12 protein-coding genes are annotated in these 18,330 nt (G+C 44.4%); 5 read left to right on the top strand and 7 right to left on the bottom strand.

Annotated elements, in window-relative coordinates; translation table 11 throughout:
• Window positions 1-84 precede the first annotated feature (84 nt).
• The 6 genes from FTD44_RS15400 to FTD44_RS15375 all read right to left on the bottom strand — a co-directional run bounded on the left by FTD44_RS15400 (window position 85) and on the right by FTD44_RS15375 (window position 6,912).
• Window positions 85-570, bottom strand: a complete 486-nt coding sequence (locus FTD44_RS15400) for a hypothetical protein (protein WP_222167271.1) — start codon at window positions 568-570, stop codon at window positions 85-87.
• Window positions 571-840: 270 nt separating this feature from the next.
• Window positions 841-4,161, bottom strand: a complete 3,321-nt coding sequence (gene secA / locus FTD44_RS15395; RefSeq protein WP_222167270.1) for a preprotein translocase subunit SecA — start codon at window positions 4,159-4,161, stop codon at window positions 841-843.
• A gap of 158 nt (window positions 4,162-4,319) precedes the next feature.
• Window positions 4,320-5,102 carry an ABC transporter substrate-binding protein gene (locus tag FTD44_RS15390; RefSeq protein ID WP_222167269.1) on the bottom strand — a complete coding sequence of 261 codons (783 nt, stop codon included), beginning with the start codon at window positions 5,100-5,102 and terminating at the stop codon, window positions 4,320-4,322.
• Entirely contained in the window at window positions 5,099-5,413 is a 315-nt protein-coding gene (locus FTD44_RS15385) for a hypothetical protein (protein ID WP_129021947.1), read from the bottom strand. Before FTD44_RS15385 ends, FTD44_RS15390 begins: the two co-directional genes overlap by 4 nt.
• 96 nt (window positions 5,414-5,509) lie before the next feature.
• Window positions 5,510-6,088 (bottom strand): peptide deformylase, encoded by a 579-nt coding sequence (gene def, locus FTD44_RS15380; RefSeq protein ID WP_129021946.1) that lies wholly within the window; start codon window positions 6,086-6,088, stop codon window positions 5,510-5,512.
• 113 nt (window positions 6,089-6,201) lie between these two features.
• Window positions 6,202-6,912: a hypothetical protein gene (locus FTD44_RS15375; protein WP_222167268.1), complete on the bottom strand. Its 711-nt coding sequence runs from the start codon at window positions 6,910-6,912 to the stop codon at window positions 6,202-6,204.
• Between the two features lie 178 nt (window positions 6,913-7,090).
• On the opposite strand from FTD44_RS15375, the gene lon reads away from it, so the two are divergent.
• From lon to nhaA, 3 genes are all read left to right on the top strand, one after another.
• Window positions 7,091-9,496 carry an endopeptidase La gene (gene lon, locus FTD44_RS15370; RefSeq protein ID WP_222167267.1) on the top strand — a complete coding sequence of 802 codons (2,406 nt, stop codon included), beginning with the start codon at window positions 7,091-7,093 and terminating at the stop codon, window positions 9,494-9,496.
• 150 nt (window positions 9,497-9,646) lie between these two features.
• The gene (locus tag FTD44_RS15365; RefSeq protein ID WP_222167266.1) at window positions 9,647-13,165 is read left to right on the top strand and encodes a LamG-like jellyroll fold domain-containing protein; all 3,519 of its coding nucleotides are present in this window, start codon (window positions 9,647-9,649) and stop codon (window positions 13,163-13,165) included.
• A gap of 117 nt (window positions 13,166-13,282) precedes the next feature.
• Entirely contained in the window at window positions 13,283-14,611 is a 1,329-nt protein-coding gene (nhaA, locus tag FTD44_RS15360; protein ID WP_222167265.1) for a Na+/H+ antiporter NhaA, read from the top strand.
• Between the two features lie 65 nt (window positions 14,612-14,676).
• Here the strand turns inward: nhaA and FTD44_RS15355 are convergent, their stop codons facing one another.
• A complete protein-coding gene (locus FTD44_RS15355) occupies window positions 14,677-15,603 on the bottom strand; it encodes a hypothetical protein (RefSeq protein ID WP_222167264.1) in 927 nt (308 codons plus the stop codon).
• Between the two features lie 193 nt (window positions 15,604-15,796).
• On the opposite strand from FTD44_RS15355, the gene FTD44_RS15350 reads away from it, so the two are divergent.
• Together FTD44_RS15350 and FTD44_RS15345 are read left to right on the top strand one after the other, a co-directional pair.
• Entirely contained in the window at window positions 15,797-17,779 is a 1,983-nt protein-coding gene (locus FTD44_RS15350; RefSeq protein ID WP_222167263.1) for a T9SS type A sorting domain-containing protein, read from the top strand.
• A gap of 168 nt (window positions 17,780-17,947) precedes the next feature.
• Window positions 17,948-18,304, top strand: coding sequence for a hypothetical protein (locus tag FTD44_RS15345; protein ID WP_222167262.1), 357 nt, complete (start codon window positions 17,948-17,950; stop codon window positions 18,302-18,304).
• Window positions 18,305-18,330: the final 26 nt, after the last annotated feature.

Genomic DNA, 18,330 nt, shown 5'->3' with positions numbered 1-18,330 from the left:
CATATTTAAATAGGAACTACCTTATAGACAAGGCAGTTCCTATTTTGTTCAATGTGAAACAACCTAAACAAACGTTTAACATGATCAATTAGCTATTGCCGCATAAAACTCCGGATATGGGAAAGAAAGTTCTGATGAAACGGTGTGATTGCATCGGCCATTTGTTTCTTTACCACATTTACAACCTATATCAAAAGTTCCGGTAAAATCACAATTGCTACAGGGGTTGCCGGAACAGGTATGTTTGTACATAAGGTCGTTGCCAACACTTTCATTATCAATAATCAAAGAGCCTCCTTCATTAAGTAGTTTTTTTGCTAATAATGCTCTCGTTCCATCTTTGGACACAACGATAATCTGCAATACATACACTTTGTTATCTGTGGCTATATTGATAGATTCTACAGCAGCATATCCAGAAGTAACCAGAAAATTTTTTATCCTGCTTTCATCTGTTCTAAGTACCGGCAGGCCATTTTCAATAGCACCAATCTTCTTTTGTGCAATTGCACAAGAGGATCCTACAAGGAAACAAAACATTAAAGCACAAAACAATTTTATAATTTTCATATAGATTTTTTTTCGCCCCTTCCACTTCATACAGGCTTTCAGAGGACTTATTACTCCCGGTAAAGATTGCAACCTGATTACAGATACAAACCTATACACAGTTTCATTGCTGCACTTTTCTTTGCTCCTAACTTTTGTACTGTTTATTTCCTCTATCTGTTACTTTTTATAACTACACCTATTAACCACAATACTTTTGTTTAGTTTAAAAGCAAAAAAGAGGCGGTAAGCATAATGCTTACCGCCTCTTTCATAAAAACCGGGTGCTACTTACTCAGGAGCATGTGCACCGTGGCATTGTTTGTATTTTTTACCGCTACCGCAAGGGCACAGATCATTGCGACCGATCTTAGGCTCAACCGAAACCGGTTGTTGCTTAGGTTCAACATGATCTTCGGTATAGTAATCATTTTCATCAGCAGCATATGCTTCACCACGACGATCGATTTCCTGGCTGTTATCAAACAGCTCTTCAAAATCTGCATATTCTTGCGGGATCTGCTGTACGTGCTCCTGTGGTTCTTCCTGAACCGGTACACCGGCGCGGAATAAGAAAGACATAATGCTTTTATTTGTCTCCATCAGCATTTTCTTGAACAGTTCGAATGCTTCGAATTTATAGATCAGTAAAGGATCTTTCTGCTCGTAAGAGGCCATCTGTACAGATGTTCTCAGATCGTCCATTGCTCTCAGGTGATCTTTCCATGCTTCGTCGATCAGGGCAAGGGTAATAGATTTCTCCAGGCTTTCCACTACCGGTTTGATCTCTTTTTCAATTGCCTCGTCCAGAGTTACCTGCACCTGCATACCTTTCACACCATCAGAGAACGGAATCATCACATACTGGATCTGACCCTGGCTTTGCTCTTTAATGTTGATGAACTGTGGCAGCATAATCTCACGCATAGTGTTGGATTTGTGCTGATAGAAAGCTTTCGCCTCATCGTATAACAGTTCAGCGGCATTATTGCTGCCAGCCTGCTCTGCAGTCAGTTGTGGTTCGAAGGCCAGGTGTTTGATTACTTCCAGCGTCCAGGCTTCATATTTCATGCCTTCCTGGAACTGAGCGATCAGGTCGCTGGCTACATCATACATTGCATTGTCGATATCGATCGCTACGCGGTCTCCGAACAGGGCATTATGACGGCGTTTGTAAATCTGGTTACGCTGTGCATTCATTACATCATCGTATTCCAGCAAACGTTTACGTATACCAAAGTTATTTTCTTCTACTTTTTTCTGTGCACGTTCGATAGATTTGGAGATCATGCTGTGTTGCAGTACCTCACCTTCTTTATGGCCCATTCTGTCCATCAGGGCAGCAATACGCTCAGAACCAAATAAACGCATCAGTTCATCTTCCAGTGACACAAAGAACTGTGAGCTACCCGGATCTCCCTGACGACCTGCACGACCACGTAACTGACGGTCTACGCGACGGCTCTCATGGCGTTCTGTACCGATAATGGCCAGACCACCAGCTTCTTTCACACCTTCACCCAGTTTAATATCCGTACCACGACCCGCCATGTTGGTAGCGATGGTCACAGCACCTGGCAAACCAGCCTCACTTACTACTTGAGCTTCACGGGCATGTTGCTTGGCATTCAATACATTATGTGGAATTTTGCGTTGCTGCATCATACGGCTCAGCAACTCAGAAACCTCTACAGAAGTAGTACCTACCAGGATTGGGCGGCCGATAGCACGCAGTGCTTCTACTTCGTCGATTACAGCTTTATACTTTTCACGTTTGGTTTTGTACACCAGATCCTGCTGATCTTTACGCTGGATAGAACGATTGGTAGGAATGTTTACCACGTCCAGTTTGTAGATCTCCCAGAACTCACCTGCTTCTGTTTCGGCAGTACCGGTCATACCACCTAATTTGTGGTACATACGGAAGTAGTTCTGTAAGGTTACCGTCGCAAAGGTTTGCGTAGCTGCTTCGATGTGTACATTTTCTTTTGCTTCGATCGCCTGGTGTAAACCATCAGAATAACGACGACCTTCCATAATACGGCCGGTCTGCTCATCTACGATCTTCACTTTATCATCGATCACGACATACTCTACATCTTTTTCAAATAAAGTATACGCTTTCAGTAATTGTTGTACAGAGTGGATACGGTCTGCTTTTGCAGCGTAGTCCTGTAACAGCAGGTCTTTCTGTTGTGCTTTAACCTCTTCGCTCTCGTTGTTGCGTTCAATTGCAGCCAGACCTGTGCTGATATCCGGTAAGATAAAGAAGCTGGTATCTTCTGCATCACCGGTAATCATTGCCAGACCTTTTTCGGTAAGGTCTACACTATTTTGTTTTTCATCTATATAGAAATACAGCTCTTCATATACCTTAGGCATATTACGCTGTTGTTCTGCGATATAATGGTTTTCTGCCTTCTGCATGATCTGGCGGTTACCTTCTTCACTCAGGAATTTGATAATCGCACTATTCTTAGGCATACCTTTAAAGGCACGGTATAATTGCAGACCGCCGGTATCTTTATCCGCTTTACCTTCTTTAATCAGTTTCTTCGCTTCGTTCAGGGCCTGGTTCACCACGCGTCTCTGCACTTCCACGATTTTCTCAATTCTTGGTTTCAGGAACTGGAATTGCTGATCATCACCTTTAGGTACCGGACCGGAAATGATCAACGGAGTACGTGCATCATCGATCAGTACGCTATCCACCTCATCCACAACGGCAAAGTGGTGTTTACGCTGCACCATCTCTTCCGGACGATGTACCATGTTATCACGCAGGTAGTCAAAACCAAATTCGTTATTGGTACCGTAAGTGATATCTGCGTTATATGCATTACGACGTGCAGCAGAGTTTGGCTGATGCTTGTCGATACAGTCTACTTTTAATCCTAACCATTCAAACACAGGACCGTTCCACTCAGAGTCACGACGGGCGAGGTAATCATTTACCGTAACCAGGTGCACACCAAGGCCGGCAAGTGCATTCAGGTAAGTAGGCAGTGTGGATACCAGGGTTTTACCCTCACCGGTAGCCATCTCAGAGATCTTACCCTGATGCAGTACCGTACCACCGATCAGCTGCACATCATAGTGTACCATGTTCCAGGTTACATCTACACCGGCAGCCTGCCAGCTTGTATTATATATTGATTGGTCTCCTTCCAGACGTAAATTTGTACGTCCCTGGGCAACCATTTCTTTATCCAGTTCAGTTGCAGTAGATACCAGCGGCTGGCCTTCAGCAAAGCGACGTGCAGTCTCTTTCATTACAGCAAACGCTTCCGGCAGAATCTGCTCCAGAACTTCCTCTAACTTCTCGTTTCTTGTTTTACCCAGCTTATCAACTTCGTTCAGTACCGCTTCGCGTGTATGCAGGTCTTCAATCGCTTCAGCATCTGTTTTGCGGGCAGCAATCTGTGCATCTATATCCGTTAAATATTCACTGATTCTTGCACGGAATTCCTGTGTTTTATGTCTAAGCTCATCGTTAGATAATGAACGGTAACTTTCGAAGTGCTCATTAACTTGTTTAACGATTGGCTGAAGTTTCTTAATATCTTTCTCAGACTTACTGCCACCAAGTAGCTTTGATAAAAATCCTAACATCTTTGCTGTGTTTGTTATGGTTGCCGCATTTATGTTGCGAAACACCCCTGCGGTTAAAATAAGGTGTTGCGAAGTTAAAGTATAATTTTACAATCTCAAATTCTGTGCTACAATAAGGTACGTGCCAAAAAGTCGCAAATAAAATATTTTTTCGCCAATTAAATAAATAACTCGTTAAAATATGTCACAGCATGGAGCATACGACTGCCATACCAGCTGAACAGCTCCCCGTCTACCAGCATGATTGTTGTTTCCGGCAGGTGTTCCTGAAATATTTTAATATGTTTTTCGGCAAATGGAAAAGGCTCTGAACTCAGCAATAATAATTCCGGCTGTAGCTGCTGTAATGCCTCCATATCCAGCTCGGGATAACGCGGTGCATTCTTAAGTACATTTTCAAAACCAATGCGGGATAATACTTCATGAATAAAGGTATCGTTCCCGGCTGCCATAATAGGATTATACCAGATCAGATAAGCCACTTTCCGGCCCAGGCAATTAGCTAAGGGCAAAGTAGCAAAGTCGGACTGCAACTGTTGTATGATCACCTCCGCTTTAGGACTGGTTCCGGTTAAAAGGCCAATCTGGCGTATCATCTCCAGGTTATCTTCCGGGCTGCGGATATCACTTACCCATACCGGGGCAATGGTACGCAGGGCTTCTACCTGATCCTGCACATTCTCTTCCTTATTGGCAATAATGAGATCGGGTTGCAGTGCCTGCACCCTGTCGAAATGTACGGTCTTGGTACCGCCAACTCTCGCTTTAGAACGAAACCAGGCTTCGGGGTGAATGCAGAATTTGGTGATCCCCACCACTTCCTCCTCCAGGCCAAGATCATATAACAGTTCTGTCTGTGAAGGAACTAGAGATACAATACGACTGGGAATACCTTCCAGTCGCAGCTCCTGCCCCATCATATCTTGTACCGGATAACTCATTCCATTCTGCGGTAATAGTACAGGATGGCAAAAGAGAACAGGATATTTACCGGCACTGGCAATACCTTGCCTTCATATGGGATATATAACATTAAGATATCCAGCAGACGCTTATACTCCATGCCGGTGGCAAAGTAAAAGACCGATACAGTCAATGCCGTCAGCAGCAGGAAGCCCAGTGCACCCCACTTCTGGAATAAGGTAGCGCCGATCCAGAATATGGTCATCAGAATCATGATGGCGGGTCTTATCTTATATATAAAATCGGTGTCGCCATTCGTCAGGAACAGCTGTACCTCATTCACTGCCATGAAGAGCAAAAAACAAGCCACCAAAGGAAAAATTACTGGTGGCCTGCTGAAAAATCTATTTATGAATTGTTTCATAATCTTGTGTCAGGTATACGGTTATTTAGGATAGATCATTCTGTAGCCCATGTTTACCTTACCTTTAGATATATCATCTAACTTCTTCTTGATCAGTCTTTTTTTGATAGGCGCAAGATAATCGATAAATAATTTACCATCGATATGATCATACTCATGCATGATTACACGGGCAGTAATACCATCGAATGTTTTTTCCTGCGGTTCAAAATTTTCATCCAGGTAAGCCAGGGTAATAGACGATGGACGCATTACGTCTTCACGCACTTTAGGTATGCTCAGGCAGCCTTCATTATAAGCCCATTCATCACCCTCCATACGCACTACATGTGCATTGATAAATACACTTTTGATCGATTTTTCATTAGGATATTCTTTTTTATCCTCATCATCAAATCCTTCTACGATCTGGTCAGTATCTACTACGAATAAACGTATAGCTTTATTGATTTGCGGAGCGGCAATACCTACTCCATTGCTATGATACATAGTTTCCCACATATCTGCAATCAATTTTTTCAGTTCAGGGTAATCCGCATTTATGTCTGCACTAATTTTTCTCAGTACCGGATGTCCGTATGCTACTATTGGTAAAATCATCTAAAAAATTGCTCTAATAATAAGTGGGCAAAGATAATAAAAAAAGTGATTTGTATGGCATGGTTATGCCATACAAATCACCTGAGGCATATCCTTAAAATATGCCTGTATAATTAACTTTTAGGACGGTAAGGAATATCGATACCCAGGGTTACCATCGCCAGGTTCACATTATAACCGGCATAAGGTTTTGTAGATACATTATTTACAGTCTTTACATAATCCGGATTCAGGAAGTTGGTCGGATAGTACTGCAGTTTCACATTCAGGCCCGGCTTAAAGTGTGCACCAATAAATACGTAAGGCATTACAGCAGGTGTCTGCTGGCCAAACCATTCATTGAATTTTTGCTTGTTACTTCTTTTTACAAAACCTTTTTCTCTGAAGTTGAACGGGAAGTCTACACCACCACCAATCATACCATAGGTACCAAACATATTACCTACTTTCAGGCCCAGTGGTAAACCGATCGTGTAAACGCGGCGTTTTACAGTAGAGTCAGAATTATCAAATTTCTCAATGAAACCGATATTCTTGATACCCAGACCACTGAACAGACCTACATGGCTGTTGAAGTTATAATGTGCAGTAGTACCAATATGCAGGAACGCCGTAAAACGCGGTGTACCGATATTGCTGTTAGCCACTTTTGTACCATTATACATAGCTGTAGACAGGATATAGCCATCCATCTGGGTAGAGAAGTAAACAGAACCGACTTTTGTTTTAGGGGTAGATTTAGTCATATGCCCACCAGGGTTTTCCTGAGCCTGGGCACCATATATGCAAAGCATTGCTAATGAAGAGGTAATGAGTTTTTTCATATAGTTTGTCATTTTTCACAAATATAGGTCTGCCTGGCAAAATACTGAAATTATTTCAGCATAATATTTCTGGCATATTAATTGAACCTTATATAGTGTCAGGTAGTATTGCACCTTTTTTGTCTGCAACATTGCCAACTTGTCACTTATTCGTAACCATACACGAAAAACAATATTGATGAACCTTAAGGATTTAATAAATAACAACACAAACGATCTGGAGTTTCTGCCGATCGTTCCGTTGGGTGAGACCGAAATACAGGAAGAAGATAAAAAGAAATTACCTAAAGAACTGCCTATAATCGCTTTACGCAATACCGTACTGTTTCCGAATGTAGTATTACCGATCACGGTAGCCCGCGACAAATCGCTGCAGGCTATAGAAGCCGTACAGAAAGGTGATGGCCTGATCGGTGTACTGGCGCAGAAAGATGCTAATAATGAACACCCCGATACCGATGAGATATATTCTGTAGGTACCGTAGCCAAGATCATCAAGCACATCAAACTGCCGGATGGTAACACTACCCTGTTCATCATGGGCCGTATGCGCTTCGAAGTAAAAAAATACACTCAAAGCAATCCTTATCTGAAAGCTGAGGTAAAATATCTCGACGATAAATTCCCCAAAGCCGATAAGGAATACGATGCCATGATCTCTTCGATGAAGGATATTGCAGAGCGTATTATTCAACTCTCCCCGAACATCCAGCTGGAAACGGGTATGATGCTGAAGAATATTGAAAGCCATTCTTTCCTGATCCACTTTATTGCCACTAACCTGGATGCTAAACTGTCGGAGAAACAGCAATTGCTGGAAATGAGCGACATCCGTGAGCGTACCAGCCAGTTGCTGACTTTGTTACAGGCTGACCTGCAAATGGCAGAACTAAAAAATGAGATCACCAATAAGGCCCGCGGTGAAATGGACAAGCAGCAGAGAGAATACTTCCTGCAGCAGCAACTGAAGTCCATCAAAGATGAGCTAAACGAGGGTAATGAAAAGGAAATTAGCGACTTACGCAAAAAAGGAGAAGCTAAAAAATGGAATACCAAAACAGAAGAGGTGTTCTATAAAGATATTGAGAAGCTGGAGCGTATGCATCCGAGCACGCCCGACTATTCTATAGTGTATAATCACGCAGAACTGATGCTGGACCTGCCCTGGAACGAATATACTACAGATAAGTATGACCTTAAAAAGGTGATGAAAGTAATGGATGCCGATCATTTCGGTATGGAAAAGATCAAGGAGCGCATACTGGAATACCTGGCTGTACTGAAACTGAAAGGCGATATGAAATCGCCGATCCTGTGTTTTGTAGGGCCTCCGGGTATTGGTAAAACATCGCTGGCGCACTCTATCGCCAAAGCCATCAACCGCACATTTGTGCGCCTGAGCCTGGGCGGAGTAAGCGATGAGAGCGAACTGCGCGGCCATCGTAAAACCTATATCGGTGCGATGCCGGGCCGTATTATCCAGTCTTTGAAAAAAGCCAAATCATCTAACCCGGTATTTATCCTGGATGAGATCGATAAGCTGGGCAAAGATTTTAAAGGAGACCCGAGCTCTGCTATGCTGGAGATCCTGGATCCGGAGCAGAACCACTCTTTCTATGACAACTACCTGGAGACAGAATACGATCTGTCTAAAGTATTGTTCATCGCTACAGCCAATAACCTGAGTGCGATACCGCATGCCTTGAGAGATCGTCTTGAGATCATTAACCTGAGTGGTTATGCGATTGAGGAGAAGATCGAGATTGCCAAAAAGCATCTGATCCCGAAACAAAAAGAGGCCCATGGCCTTGCAGATTATAAACTGAACTTCAGCAATACCGTTCTCCAGCAACTGATTGAGAGTTATACCCGCGAGTCGGGTGTGCGTGAACTGGATCGTAAAGTAGCCGGAGTAATGAGACACCTGGCTATGGATGTAGCCCTGGAAAAAGCCATCTCTCCTACTGTAAAAGCAGAAGTGGTGCGTACAGCCCTGGGCAGACCGGTGTATATGAATGATGAATATGCCAGTGTAAATATACCGGGCATTGTGATGGGCCTGGCCTGGACCTACGTGGGCGGCGATATCCTTTTTATTGAAACCATATTGAGCAAAGGCAAAGGCATACTTACCCTGACCGGTAACCTGGGTAATGTAATGAAAGAAAGCGCCACCACTGCCCTGTCTTACCTGAAAGCCCACAGCGATACTTATAATATTCCTATTGGCCGTTTCGATGAGACCAATATTCACGTACATGTTCCGGAAGGGGCACAACCCAAAGACGGACCTAGTGCGGGTATTACCATGCTGACCTCTCTTGCATCGGCATTTACTGGTCGTAAAGTACGTAATCGCCTGGCAATGACCGGCGAGATTACCCTCAGAGGACAGGTATTACCGGTAGGAGGCATTAAGGAAAAAATACTGGCAGCCAAACGTTCCGGTGCCAAAGAGATTATTCTCTGTGCCCAGAACAGAAGTGATGTAGAGGAGATCACACCGGCCTTTATTAAAGGACTGAAATTCCACTATGTTACCCAGATGAAAGAAGTGCTGGACCTGGCACTGGTTAAGAAATAACTCAAATAATTCAAATAAATTACTAAAGCATACAGCTCATCCTGTATGCTTTTTTCGTGTCTGTTATCCACAATTGGTTTAAAATAATACAGATATGTTAAGCTATTTTTAATTATTTTCGTAAGCCTAATTTTAATTTTATAGCAGCATATGAGAAATCTTTACCAATCACTATGCGCTGCACTGGTTTTATCGGCCCTCACGCCATCGCTTGAAAGCCGGGCACAGGATACTACCTGGGTGCAGACATACACTTACGATTCGCTGTGGACCAGAAGAGCCAAGTTCTTCTTCCCTACTGCCAATGAGCAGTATCGTAAGGTCCTGATGTACTTCACAATCAAGTGTTACCCAACCTTATCGGGCGATGGTAACTATGCATGTGGAGAATGGGATTACATCTACTTCAATAACATTTATGATCATCGTGGAGTACTGGACTCTACTGCAAAAGCAGGTCGCTACTTCAAGTTGTATAACGGCTCCAGCCCGGATAGCCTGCGCTATGCCATCAATCCGCAGTTTGACCTGTACAAATCATGGATCTATAATACTGTACCAACCAATACTGCTACCAGCAACTATACAGTGGGAGCAGCAACTGTTGCACAACCGCATCCGTTCAACCTGGCAGCAGGTAAAGAAAGAGCACAGTTTGTATGGAAAGCATCTGAGCTGCAGACAGCAGGCCTGACTGCCGGCAACATCACCGGTATCAAGCTTAACTTTCAGGGCAGCAATGCTACCCTCAACAACCTGCAGATCCGCATCAAACAAGTGCCTTACGACAATTTTGACGTAGCGGCAATGGAGGTAGATACACTGACCAGGGTATACAATTACAACCGTGTAATTACTACTGCAGGTTTAAATAACTTCCAGTTCAATACACCATTCAACTGGAACGGCACCTCTCATCTGCTGATCGATTTCTCCTTCGACAACAACAGCACGGCGACTGCAAACCAGTTACTGGGCGAAAACACCAGCTATACTTCGGGCCTGTACAGTACTACCGGCAACTATGCATTGAGCACATCTCAGGCACAGGGCGGTAATGTACGCTTCCCTGCCAGTGTAAACATGTTCAGTGGTAATGCCCCGCGTACTTATGAGATCTGGATGAATGTAGATTCCTTCATTTCCCCTGAAGGAACATTGTTCAGCGCCGGCCGCAGAGGCAGCAACAGTGCGGATTTCACAATGCGTACGACCAGTCCGAACAATAATTACCGTCTGAATCTCTGGAGCAGTGCCAACAGCCAGGAGCCAATCTTCTCCGGTCCGAATACAAAGAACTCCTGGAAACAGATGACGGTTACCTATGCAACAGATACCTTCCGTTTTTATATGAATGGTAAGCTGGTGTACACTAAACGCAGAACCGGCGTCAACACACAACCTAATGGCGGTGAGTTCTTCATTGGTGAGTCACGCGAAGGTGGCTACAACTACCTGGGTAAATTATCGCATCTGCGTATCTGGGATAAAAAGCTTTCTGAGACTGACATTAAAGAATGGGTTGGTAAAGATATTACCGCCACTCACCCTGATTTTGCACACCTGAAAGCCGATTACCGCATCAATACCGGTATTGGTTCTGTAGTAACAGATGCATCTGCCAATGCGCAGGCATCCGGTAACATCAACAATAATCTCTGGTGGCAAAAAATCAAACCAAGAGACTACTACTACAATGTACAAAAACTGAGCTGGAGACCCCAGATTCAGTTTGAACGCAATACCTATACCAGCACGACAGACTCTGTCCTGGTAACAGATACTGTATATAAAGCACCAACTACTGTATATATATACGGTAATCCCGGCGCTAACCAGATCATCAGTGACAATTCACCTGTAAATCCGGGTATCAGTACCGATACACTGAACGTATGGACACAGAAATACAGATATACCTATACTAATGGTGTAAAAACAGATTCTACCCTGAATGTACTGGATAGCGTAATCTACAATCACAATATCAACTGGTACAGCAATACTGTACAGTATGAGATCGGTCGCAGCATCTCTCCTTACGGCATCAACCTGGACCTGGGTACCGGCCGTACCCGCATCTATGATGTAACAGATTACTACCCGCTCCTGCAGGATACAGTAGACCTGGAGGTGGGCAGCACGCAGGAGTTACAAAATGTACGCTTTGCCTTCATCAAAGGGGAGCCTGCAGCGGAAGTAAACCATATTGCACAGCCTTGGCCGCAAAGTGGTTATAAGTCTTATAAGTATGGAGCCATTGTATCTGACACGGTATTATCTCCTAAGAACATTACCCTGAAAGCCGGAACGGACCAGGTGAAATTCAGAAGCTATGTGAGCGGACACGGTGGTGCAGAAAATGCAGGACCGGCTTACCCTAACGGCTGTTGTGAATTCATGTATAATAATCACTATTATAAATCGAATGGTCAGACAATCAAAACTTTCCGTATCGAGCGTACAGATTGTTCGGTAAATCCTATCTTCCCTCAGGGTGGTACATGGGTATACCGTCGCGAAGGATGGTGTCCTGGAGACATTATCGAATCACATGATATGAATGTGTCTCAATACATCAGTGGCGGACAGATCAACCTGGACTACCAGATTGCTGCGGCACCTGCAGGTAATGAAGCGACCTATAACGGTAACTACAACGTAGGCCTGCAACTGATCGAGTATAAAACACCTGGTCGTAACAACGATGCAGAGATCTATACCGTACGTAAACCGAGCGATGATTTTGTACTGTCCCGTATGAACCCGATCTGCGTTAATCCGCAGGTAGTGATCCGCAATGCCGGTAAGAATAACCTGACCAGCGCAGTGATCAAATACAAAGTATCGGGCGGACAGGAAGCCAGCTACAACTGGAACGGCAACCTGAAATTCCTGGATACGGCTATCGTAGACCTGCCGGTAAATACTTCTTCATTCTGGGTGGGCGATAACACAAACCGTTTCCTGGCATGGATCTCCGGCGCAAATAATACTACTGATGAATATGCTGGCAATGATACCGGCATCTCTAAGTATAACCTGCCGGATGTACTGCCGACACAGAAAGTTGTTTTCAAACTGAAGACTAACAGTAGCCCGCAGGAGAACACCTTAACCATCCGCAATATGGCAGGTACTGTAGTCCTGTCTAAAACGGGTATGACGGCAAATACTACGTATAATGATACGCTGAACCTGCCATTTGATTGTTATACCCTGACCCTGGACGATAATGGTGCCGGTGGCGTAGGTGATGGTTTACAATGGTGGGCCAACACTGCCCAGGGCAGCGGAACCTTTGCTATCCTGAATGGCAACAACGGTCAGACACTGAAGACCTTTCAGCCCGATTTCGGAGCACAGGTGTTCTATACCTTTACTGTAGGCTGGCCTTTAAAACTGAATGATAAAGACCTGAGCAAACACGTAAGCGTGTACCCGAATCCGAACAACGGTAACTTTACGGTAAGTGCTGCCGGCTTTAGTGGTACGGTAAGCCTGGAACTGACCAACTCATTGGGCCAGGTAGTACTGAAAGATGCATTTGACTGTTATGGCGGTACAGCCGAGCATAATATCAATGCACAAGGCCTTGCTGCCGGTGTGTATATGCTGCGCATGAACAGTGATAACAGCCAGGCGGTACAAAAGATCATTATTAAATAGAGCATTTATATTATTTCAAAAAGAGTTCCCTGCCGGCTATGCCGGCAGGGAACTCTTTTTATGTCTACCCGCAATTTTCTGTATCTTAGCATACTTTCTCCAATCAACGTTCCGATTATGTCTTACCAGAAGCCCTCTCCCATTGAAAAAGCCATCCAACCGATTCAGCGATTCATACAACAGGAGAAGTCGGGAGGCATTGTACTGGGCATCAGTGTATTACTGGCCCTGTTTCTGGCCAATTCACCCTGGGCTGAAAGTTATGTTCATTTTTTTGAACACCGCATTGGCCTCCGCTTTAATGATACACCCGTACTGGAGTACAGCCTGCATCACTGGATCAATGACGGACTCATGTCGGTATTCTTCTTTGTAGTGGGCCTGGAGCTAAAGCGGGAGATTGTAGCCGGAGAGCTGTCTAATCCCCGCAATGCCTTGCTGCCTATTGTTGCAGCGCTGGGAGGAATGATTGTACCTGCACTGATCTACATTGCCCTGAATCCCGGTGCAGCGGTAAGCAGTGGCTGGGGCATACCTATGGCTACAGATATTGCCTTTGCATTAGGCGTATTGTACCTGCTGGGCGACCGTATTCCCTTATCGCTGAAGATATTTTTAACCGCATTAGCTATTGTCGATGACCTCGGCGCGGTGCTGGTGATCGCTTTTTTCTACACCTCCGATATTTCCCTGATGCACCTGCTGATCGGCTTACTGTTTTTACTGATTATGTTTATCGGCAATAAAATGGGTGTCCGTAGTGTGCTGTTCTATGCCATATTGGGCATACTTGGGGTATGGACAGCCTTCCTGCTATCAGGCGTGCATGCAACCATTGCCGCAGTGCTGGCTGCCTTTGCCATACCTGCCCGCATCAAGGTAAAAGAACAGGTATATACCGGTCGGGTAAAACAATACCTGGACCAGTTTACCGCAGCAGACAGCAGTAATGAAAAGGCTGTACTGACCGGCGAACAATTACACACACTGGATCATATACGAAAAGAAACAGATGATGCTACCCCACCCATGCAAAAGCTGGAACATGCACTGCATCCGCTTGTAACCTTTATTGTCATTCCTATTTTTGCCCTGGCCAATGCCGGCATAGCGCTGGATATGGATGTCTCTACCCTCTTCAATACAAACGTGAGCCTGGGTGTAGGTCTGGGACTGCTGATCGGAAAGGTTGTCGGTGTAGTAGGCTTTACCCTGCTGTGCATTAAGCTCAGGATTGCCCCATATCCTGAAGGCATGCATTTCCGTAACCTCCTCGGGTTGGGTTTCCTGGCGGCAATCGGCTTTACCATGTCGCTGTTTGTAACCTCACTGGCATTTACCGATGAGCTGTATATGACTCAGGCCAAGGTAGGCATCTTTGTTGCGTCCATCATCGGTGGTGTAACCGGGTATCTGATCCTTGCCAGGAAGGACAGAATGAAATAGAAAGACTATGAATTTGGCTATTAGCAAAGCTGTATTCATGCAGCAATATACTTTTGCAGGCTACATTAAGATCGTTTACGCCAGAGTCTGGTCTTACGTTTGACCGGATAATTAGGATACTTTTTCTTGAATCGGTGCATCAATAATATAAGGAAATAAAACATTGGTGATATAAAGAGGCATAACAGGAAGCCTTTAAGGCTGCTGCGTGCACGCTCTTCAAAGGGACCGGAACGGGATTTAAAAATCATAATTTGCCTGCCCGTCTCCTGGCCTATATGTTCCAGAGCATCCTTAAATCGATTACGACCTAGTTTGTTGCCCATCACTTCCAGATACTCAAACTGTTCAAAATCAGTATCGTGAATCTCCCACATCACCTTATCAGAAAATAGAATAAAGGCATCATTTAATGCTTTCCCCTCTAATCTTCCCTGCGTCGTTTGATCATAATCAACTGCAAGCCAGTACCGATGTGCCTGCCAGCCGGTATCCGAAATGTTGTCTAAAAGCGGTATTACGATATACATACGCATATGGAAGGTTCTTTTTTTACTCCCTTCAAAACCGGCATACCGGTAAATACCTATATGCTTTTTGTCCAGATAATACTTTTTCAGTGCATAGTATTTTGTTGGCTTATGATCCGAAATATCACTGCTTTGCTCCACTTTAGTCAGCTTACCGGTAGCCTTTAGCATATAATGCTGTAGCACTATTGTGGGGACCGCCATAGCCATACATGCCAGCATAATCATACCAGAGCTTCCTTTATCAAATTTAAGCAACTGTATTCTTTTCCGTAGCCAGATTAATACCGGCACTACGGATAACAGAATCGGAAGAATGTTTATAACAACATCTTCATTTACATCTATCTGGAAGTATGCCAGTAATAGCCAGGTGAATAAGGTAAAACTAAGCATGTATATGATACTGACCCAGAGAAATGGCAGGAAGATCAGGGTAAACTTGTAGCGTATATTTTTCATCAGAGCCGCAAATATACAAGCTGTTTTTGGGCATTATACTTTATCTCAAAGCGGCTATCTTGTTTTTATTTCCATATAAGTGAATTAAACTATCATAAAACATTGTATTTCAACAATATAATTTATAATTTAAAGCACTATTACTCAACGACTTACCGGTAATATTGCCGTTCATTTATAAAAACCCCATGAAATGCAGCAACACAACACTACCCCAAAAACCTTATCGCATGTGTCTCGCTTAGCCGCGCGACCGACTATCACTAACCGCTCCGGATGGAAAGGAGTATTCCGTCCACTGGGCCTGCTCAGTGCCCTGGGCTTTATGGCCCTGCCCGTAATGGCGCAGGTACCTAAAGAGATCAGCCAGGTGTATGACAGCTATGACATGAAACATTACAGTACAGTGCAGCAACCTGGTCTGGATGAATACTCCATGGCAGGTACTATGTATGATTTTAACAATAACCCGGGCGATCATGCTGCGCACCTGCTCATGTTTGATGCCGCTTCGGCTACTCCCGTAAGCATGGTCTTCAATAATCCGGAATATGCAGAACGTACCGTAGGCATGCATTACCTCAACTCCGGAAAAGGTGTTATAGTGACGAGCTATGACCCGATCAACGGTGCACCAGGCAATAGTGGTATACAACTGATTACTGTCGATGCGGCCGGTAACTACCTCACGAACAAGGTAATCAGTATCCAAAATGGTATCGGCATTAATTTTCGGCCCCTGGGCACAGAGATTGATCCCAGCGGTGACGTCATATATATCTGCGGATTTATGACCACATCCATCCTGCCGGGCATCGAACCAACCTTTGCCGGTACTAAAAGTGCTTTCCTGCTTCGGTATGATTTCGTCAATGACCGTGTAGCAGCCATGAAAACATATGACTGGAATGGCGGACCGGACGACTATGATGTGGCCCATAGGGTGAAGATGCTCAGCGACAATACCTTATGGCTGGGTGGTATGTGTAACAGCAGCAGTAATGCAGAGGTGGCCATGATGAACATGATTGTAGATCCCGTTACCCTCAGTCCCCTGGTAGATGTTCCGCTAGACATTCCAGCACCACTGCAGCCTAACAATTTAAAATCGACCAGCTTCGATATCTGGGAAGATCCGGCCGATCCGGCCAATGCCTATATCTTCAGTAACTACTGTGCCGCCCACCCATCTTCCATTGATATAGCACCTTTATTTGTAAACATTACCAGCGTAGACCGCAATACCCTTGTCCCGGCAAGCGGGCTGAATAACGGGCTGAATAACCAAGCTGACTATACATGGGGGACTAACGTCATCACGGGCAATATGAATACCAGTAGTGCGAGTTCCGTCATACTCGGTGGTTTCCAGTCATTTTTTCACTGTGGCGGGCAAAACAATGCCACATCACCAGATAATATAAACCCATACCTTGCAGAAATGAGGCTATTTACAACTACTACAGGCAACCTGTCTATCAGAACGCTGTACTGGTCTACTATAGAATCGCTTATGGGAACAGGGGTAGACAATACTGACCCTAACAGCTATCCTGATCTCGGGGGTGGTATGAGCAATTTGGCCTGGGGCCCTAAAACGACGGTACGGTATAACAACAGCCCCATGACGGATATTATCCTGAATGCACCGTTATGGAATCCTGCACCAAACCGCCTGAATATGAAATTTATCCGCACGGATATGAATGGCAATCCTTCCTGCAACAATAATTACTGTGTGCCTAGTTATCTTTTCTATCACGTAGATGCGGCAAGCAATACTGTAATGGAACATAATGTTATCACCGGAGAAGAACAGCCCTTCCTCGCGGTTACAGATGTGCCTGCCGATGGCCTGTTTGACTGTACTACAGGAAGTACATTCTACAAAAAAGACCTCAAGACTATAAAAACAGCCGTTACCGGTGTAGGCATATCGCCTAACCCAGCCAATGAGTACATACAGCTTGACTTTAAAGGCACTGTCAATCCATCAGACAACATCAAAGTACAGATCTATGATGTGACCGGCAGGGTGAATAATACCTTGTTTGATGGCACACAAAGTACGATGCAGGCACAGATCGCATTACCGAAACTGGCGCCAGGTGTATACATGGTGCGTGTACAACATAACGGCAAACAGCTGAAATCTGTACCGGTAGTGATTCAATAATTATATTGTCCTAATACATTTACCAAAGCCCCGATACTTGTGCAATGCAATATCGGGGCTTTATTTTGCGGATATATACCTGTAGTCTTCGCTATAATCAGGCCAAAACTGGGTATATTCGCAGTTGGTATACTATCCATATCATTATACAATAATTGCATATTCAATATGAATACACCTTACAAAAATCCCATCAGGATACTGGCCATAATTGCCCTGATCCTGAGTATCTTTTTAGTCCGCTCAACAGTAGCCTCACTGAGCGATCACTCTCCTGCGGCACTGCCCATTGCTTCGGGTCTGCTCATCGTGATCCGTGGTATCAGCATCATATTTATATTTATAGATAAGAAGACTGCTGCCATCTGCCTCTTAGCAACCACATTGCTGTTTGGCTTAAATGCCCTGTTGCTGACGCATTACCTGTTCATTCCTGCATTTGTAACGGACCTTGTTCTGGGTATCTTAGCGATTGTTTCTGCACGCAAAACGGCTGCATCGCAGACTCCGGAACAGTCATCATAAATCTGTAAATCTATGGGCCCCATTAT

This window comes from Edaphocola aurantiacus, from assembly GCF_019797745.1.
In the GTDB taxonomy this organism is placed as follows: domain Bacteria; phylum Bacteroidota; class Bacteroidia; order Chitinophagales; family Chitinophagaceae; genus Edaphocola; species Edaphocola aurantiacus.
The sequence above is the reverse complement of the archived record's forward strand: the minus strand, read 5'-3'. Positions and strand labels throughout refer to the sequence as shown.